This is a genomic window from Psychrobacter sp. TB20-MNA-CIBAN-0197 (genome assembly GCF_040309765.1).
In the GTDB taxonomy this organism is placed as follows: Bacteria; Pseudomonadota; Gammaproteobacteria; order Pseudomonadales; family Moraxellaceae; genus Psychrobacter; species Psychrobacter submarinus.
The window spans coordinates 1-288 of record NZ_JBEOPC010000355.1; the positions used below are offsets into that span (position 1 = coordinate 1).

Consider the following 288-nt stretch of genomic DNA (forward strand, 5'->3'; position numbering starts at 1 on the left):
AGTTTAGACGATGAAGAGCGCTACGCATTGGCGACCGACATTGCCAATCAAAACCGTGCGCTTGCTACGATTGGTGGTTTGACTGGTTTGGCCGGACTACCAGGTTTGTTGGCTGATACTTTATGGCTATTGCTGGTCTCTTTGCGTACCGTTTATCAATTGGCGGCGGTTTATAATAAGCCGTTGACAGGTAAGCAAGGCGTGAAGATGGCGTACGAGCTGCTTGCCAATGCTGACCTCAGCAAGATGCAAGAAAAACAAGCGCTACTGGCGGGCATTGGTATTGGT

At 49.7% G+C, this 288-nt stretch carries 1 pseudogene; it reads left to right on the forward strand.

Annotated elements, in window-relative coordinates:
* A pseudogene (locus AAEY83_RS14005) lies at positions 1-288 on the forward strand (EcsC family protein); the annotation flags it as partial.